Raw genomic sequence first — 5675 nt, 5'->3', positions numbered from 1 at the left:
GCCGCCGCTGACGACCGTACGGCTGTCGGGGCCGAAGGCGAGGGCGCCGGCCATGCCCGAATGGCCGCGCAGGGTGGGGGCGATGACGCGGGCGCGGGCCGGGGCGCGGACGTTCCAGAGGTTGACGCCGCCCGATGTGTCGCCGGTGGCGAGGAGTTGGCCGTCGGGGCTGAACGCCACCGTGTTCACCACCGAGTTGAGCATGAGCTGGTTGAGGGTGGTGAGGTGGCGGGGGTCGGCGAGGTTCCAGAGCAGGACGCGGTTGTCGCTGGAGGCGGTGGCGAGGGTGTGGCCGTCGGGGCTGATCGCGACCTGGTTGACGACGAGGGTGTGGCCGCCCTTCGGGTCGGGCAGCGGCTGCGGGCGGGTGGGGTCGGAGACGTTCCAGAGCTTCAACAGGGCGGCGCCCTGGCCTCCTTGGGCGGTACCGCCACCCGCCACGAGGACCTTGCCGTCGGGGGTGAGGGCGACGCTGCCGATGCCCTGGCCGCTCGTGCTCAGGGCGCGGCTCAGCCGGCGCGGGGCGCGCGGGTCGGCGAGGCTCCACAGTTCGACCTCGCCGGTCATCGCGGCGGAGACGCCGGGTGCGGCCGTGCCCGTGGTGGTGACGGCGACGGCGAGGGTGCGGCCGTCGGCGCTGAGCGCGAGGCTGCCGACCGTGCCCAGCCGGGAGACCCGTACGGGTGCGGACAGGGGTTGCGGGCGGGCCGGGTCGGAAGCGTCGAGGACGCGGATCAGTCCGTCCGAACTGCCCCACACGATCAGGTTGTTGCGCTGGTCGTAGGCGAGGGGCTGGATGCCGCCGGCCGTGGTGCCGGCGCGGATGTCGCCGGTGAGCGGAGTCGCTGCGGTGGTGCGGGGGACGTTCCACAGGCGCAGTCGGCCGAGGGTGTCGGTGGGTGCGGAGGCGGCCGTCATCAGGTGTCCGCCGGGGCCGAAGGCGACCGTGTGGACGAGGCCGTAGCGGGCGGGCAGGGTCTGCGGGAGGATCGCGCCCGACTCGGCGAGGAGGTGGGTGCGGAGGGTGTCGGTGGGCCTCATGTCGTAGGCGGCGAGGTCGAGTTGGGCGGCGAGCGCGCTGTCGGTGGCGCGCAGCCGGTCGGCCTCGGCGGTGACCCGGTTGAAGATCGCCTCGTCGCGCTGTTCGACGGCCTCGCGGCGCCGGTCGAGGGCGTAGACGGCGAGGGCGGAGGCGATGAGGGCGAGCGCGGAGACCACGGCGACGGCGCCTCGCCGCAGTCGCCGGGTACGGCGCTCCTGGGCGCCGGAGGCGTGCAGGAACGCGGCGGCGAGCGGGGTGACGTCGGCGGGGTCGGCGACGGCCAGCCAGGTCCGGGCGTGGTCGAGCCGTGCACCCCTGAACAGGGCGTCCTTGTCGCGGTGTTCGCCGTCGTGCCAGCGGGCGGCGGCCTCCCAGACCTCCTGGCGGACCAGGCTGGTCCTGCTGTCGGGGGCGATCCACGTGCCGAGTGTCGTCCAGCCCCGCAGCAGTGCCTCGTGCGTGATCTCGACGGTCCCGTCACGGTACCGGCCACCGCCCTGGGTGAGGAGCCGGGCCTCGGTGAACGCGTCGACGACGGGCGGGACTTGGGCGGGGTCGCGGGCCTCCTGGAGGAGTTCTCGGCGGGTGCGGCGGCGGAAGGTGGTCGCGCCGCGTTCGTCGACCCGGACGAGTCCGGTGAACAGGGCGCGCGCCACGTCCTTCTGAGCGTCCGTCAGGTTCTCGTACACGCGGTCGGCCGCCGCGTTGACGGCGTCGTCGATGCCGCCCGCCGCCCGGTACGCGGCGACGGTCAGCCGGTCGCCGGTGCGCTGCTGCCAGGTGGAGTGCAGGGCCTGGGAGAGGAAGGGGAGGCGGCCGGGCGGGTAGGCGTCGCGCTGGGGCGCGCCCGCGCGCAGGTCGCGGACGATGACGTCGGCGAGCTCCGGATCGATCGAGAGGCCCTTCACCTTGCGTACGGGGCCCTCGATGGCCGCGCGGACCTCGTCGTCGCTCATCGCGCCGACGATCACGTCGTTGCGCAGGGCGGCCCGCAGGTGCGGGTAGGGGGCGCAGTCGCCGTAGCGGTCGGCGCGCAGGCCGTAGACGACCAGGGCGAGAGGGGTGAGGGCGGCGAGGGCGTCGACGAATCGGGTGCGGGCGGATTCGTCGCGGCACTGTGTGAAGAGCTCCTCCAGTTGGTCGACGACGATGACGACCCGTGCGCCGGGCGGGAGTTGGAGGCTCGTGCGGATCAACTCGCGGAACGTGGCGGGGCCGTTGTCCAACGCGTCCCGCACGTGGGCGGGTTCGGCGCCGGTCAGGCGGGCGGCGGCTTCGGCGAGCTGCCCGACGGGGTCCTCCGTCGGTTTCAGCAGGAGTTGGGGCCAGCACTGGGAGCCCGGCAGCAGCTTGCCCTTGGTCAGCTTCGGGAGGAGACCTGCCCGCAGCAGGGAGGACTTGCCGGCGCCCGAGGGGGCGACGACCGCGGCGGGCGTCCCCTCGTCGAGGCACCGTTTGAGGGTCGCCCCCAGCTCCGCGACCAGCTTCGCCCGTCCGAAGAACCAGCGCGCCGACTCCCGGTCGAACGCCTTCAGTCCGGGGTAGGGGCACTCGGTCACGGCGGACGGGGAGTCGTCGTAGGCGGTCGTGCCGTCGCCGTAGTGGTGGACGACGATGTCGCCCGCGGCCTGGAGGACCCGGCTGTCGCCGGTCGCCCACGCGGTGAGCGTGAGGGCGACCGCTTCTTGACGTTCCGTCATGGCGCGGGTGTACGGCCGATGTTCATGTCGCCGGCGGACTGGTAGATGCGGGAGTGGTCGTGGGCCTCGGCGTTGAGGACGTGGCCCGTCTGCGGGGCCGTGTGCGGGGCGAGTTCGGCGACCAGGTCGAGGAGCGCGCGGGCCGCGTCCGGGTCGTCCTCGACGATTCTTCTGAACCTCAGCCGCCAGGCCGCCGTGAGGTCGGAGCGGTTCGCCTCGTCCGCCGGGTCGGCGAGCAACAGGGCGCGGTCGCGGGCGAGTTCGAGGGGCAGGCGCTCGGTGTCGGGCGTGCGGCGCAGGCGGGCGAGGAGGAGCCGGGCGCGCTCCCAGGTCTCCGTGGTGAGGGCGCCCACGAGCGCGTTCGCGGCGCTCGCCGCGAGAGTGGCCAGTTCGGTGTCCATTGGGTACGCCCCCGTCAACGCGATGCCGATGGGTCCTGTGGGGACTGTTCTCGCACCGGTCCGTGCCGTCCGCTCGCGGTTGAACACATCTGGTGCGCTTCGGACTTGCCGTGACCGTTCGGTGTGCGCGGGCCGACCGGACGGAGTCCCCTGATGCCGTTCTCACGGCTCCCCTCCGGCCGGCCCTGGGCGCCGCTCGCGCCCGTTTCCCCTGTGCGCGGGCCCCGATCCGGCTCCCCGAGTCCGCGTCCACACCGTACGGCGGGGTGTTCGCGGTGTCCTCAGGGGTCGCCCCCTGGTTCTGTGTCCGCACCTCCCGAGAAGCGCGGCCCCTGCGGGTCGTCCAGGTGGGCCTCCAGGGCGTCGACCAGGGACACGACGCCGTGGAAGGGGTGTCCCCGGTCCTCGGGGCCGGTCTTCACCGTCCCCTCCAGGTGGCCCTCGGGCGACCTGCGCAGTTCGATCAGGATCAGCACGTCGGACTCCTTCGCCGCGGGCGGACTCGCCACGGTAGGACGGGAGTTCGGGCCGCGCGTCGGGAGGAGCCCCCGAGAGACCGGCGGTTCGCCCCTCAGTCGTCCAGCTTCAGCGCCCTGAGTTGGTCCCGGCTCAGGCGCAACTTGTCGTAGGCGTGCTGGAGATGGGTCTCCACGGTCTTCTCCGCGACACCGAGGCGGCGGGCGATGCCCTGGTTGGACAGGCCGGTGCGCATGAGGCGTACGGCTTCGCGCTCGCGCGGGGTGAGGGCGGCGAGGGCGGAGACGGGGCCGGTGAGGCTCAGGCCCAAGTCGGCTGCCAGGCGCCGGGTCTGGGCCTCGTAGGCGTGGGCGCCGGAGTCGGTGAAGGTGTGCAGGGCCTCGCGCAACGCCGCCTCCGCTGCCAGCCCCCGGCCCAGGGCCGATAATTGACGTGCCGTCACGAGCCTTACGCGGGCGCCCTCCAGGGGCAGGCCCGCTTCCTTCGCCAGGGTGAGGGCCTCCTCGCAGGAGGCGAGGGCGGCGGCCGGTTCGCCCTCGGCCTCGCTGATCTGGGCGCGGACCCGGGCCATGGCGAGGTGGGCGGAGACTCGGTCCACCGCGCGGGTCCGCGCGGCGAACTCGGCGAGTGCGTGGGCGGCTTCGGCCGTGCGGCCCAGTCGGGAGAGGGCGTCCGCGCGGACCGGGCCGAAGAGGTGGGCGCCGGGTTCCCTGGACGAGTAGTGGGTCTCGATCGCCTCGGCCGCGTCCAGGAAACCCTCGTGGTCATCGGCGGCCTGGGCGATGGCCGCGCGGGCGCCCGCCGCGAACGCGAAACTCATCGGGCTCGCGAGGAGCTGGGACCAGTCGGTGGCCTCCCTCGCGTGCCCCGCCGCCTCCTCCCAACTGCCCTGGGCAGCAAGGGGGTAGCAGGCCAGGGCGTGCAGCAGGGGGTAGTCCCAGACGCGGCCGTTCTCCGCCGCGTCCCCGATCGCCGACGCGGTCAGGCGGACCGCCTCCGCGAGGTTCCCCCTGCGGTACTCGGCCTCCCCGAGGAACCCGAGGCCCTGCCCGATCCGCAGCGCCTCGCCGCGCGTCGCCCGCTCGACCGCGCTGCCGAGGTCCGCGTGGGCGCCATCCAGGTCGTCCGTCCAGAGCCGGATCATGCCGCGTGCCACCAGCCCGTCCAGGCCGGCGGGGGCGCCCGGGAGGTGCACCGCGCCCAACTCCCGCAGCGCCTTCCCGGCGTCCCCCGCAAGGGCGGTGCCCACCGTCTTGGCGAACCAGGCGAACGCCCTCACCCAGGGTTCCCGCGTGGGGGCGGCCACTGCGGCCTCGCCGTAGAACACCATGTCCTGGTAGTCGAGTTGGACCACGCCGATGATGGCCAGTTGGGTGGCGATGCGGGCTTCCAGGTCGGCGGGCGTCGTCGAGGGGGTGACGGGAAGCGGCGATGAGGTGACGGGAAGCGTCGAGGGGGCCTCGTGGTCCTGAAGTGGGCCCTTCTCCCCGGGAGTTGTTCCCCCTTCGCTGTCCGCCCGCACCCCCTCCAACGCCCGGCGGAACAACCCCCGCGCCTCCGCGATCCGCCCGCCCAGCAACACCAGGTATCCGGTCACGTAGTCCACCCACGGGCCCGGTGCCAGCGACGTCAACTCCCCTTCGTAGCGCCGCGCGGTGGACGCGTCGCCGCTCACCAGGAGTGCCTCCACGGCGGTGAGGAGGCGGGCACGGACATGCGGTCCCGGCGGGGTGAGTTCGAGGGCGTGTCCGGCGTACACCGCGGCCAACCTGAGGTTGCCGAGGGAGAGTTGGCGTCGCGCCTCCTGCTCGGCGGCGAGCGCGACGTCCTCGTTCTGCCCCTGGTCCGCGGCGATCCGGTGCCACAGCGCGTCCGGCCCCCCGAACTCGGCGGCGGCACGGTGCAGTCGGCGGCGGCGCCCCGGGCTCATGTCGCTGTAGACGTAGTCGCCGATCACCCCGTTGGGGAACGCGAGCGTACGCCCTCCAGTGCCGGGCACCTCCACCAACAGCCCTGCGCGCACGGCCTCGTCGAGCGGGGTGAGTTCGAGGGCGT

Annotated in this window: 4 protein-coding genes; all 4 read right to left on the bottom strand. The window is 73.9% G+C overall.

The window, feature by feature from the left end; genetic code table 11:
- Positions 1-2742: AAA family ATPase (locus AOK24_RS36205; protein WP_240554283.1), on the bottom strand; the 2742-nt coding region annotated here is incomplete at its 3' end.
- A complete protein-coding gene (locus AOK24_RS36200) occupies positions 2739-3143 on the bottom strand; it encodes a hypothetical protein (protein ID WP_055724204.1) in 405 nt (134 codons plus the stop codon). The genes AOK24_RS36200 and AOK24_RS36205, both read right to left, overlap by 4 nt.
- 281 nt (positions 3144-3424) lie before the next feature.
- Positions 3425-3652: a hypothetical protein gene (locus AOK24_RS36195; RefSeq protein ID WP_159052107.1), complete on the bottom strand. Its 228-nt coding sequence runs from the start codon at positions 3650-3652 to the stop codon at positions 3425-3427.
- A gap of 62 nt (positions 3653-3714) precedes the next feature.
- Positions 3715-5675 (bottom strand): LuxR C-terminal-related transcriptional regulator (locus AOK24_RS36190; RefSeq protein ID WP_055724202.1); only part of this gene is annotated, 1961 nt, incomplete at its 5' end.

This window comes from Streptomyces niveiscabiei (assembly GCF_001419795.1).
GTDB classification, from domain to species: domain Bacteria; phylum Actinomycetota; class Actinomycetes; order Streptomycetales; family Streptomycetaceae; genus Streptomyces; species Streptomyces niveiscabiei.
This window is presented reverse-complemented; position numbering and strand designations above follow the sequence as displayed.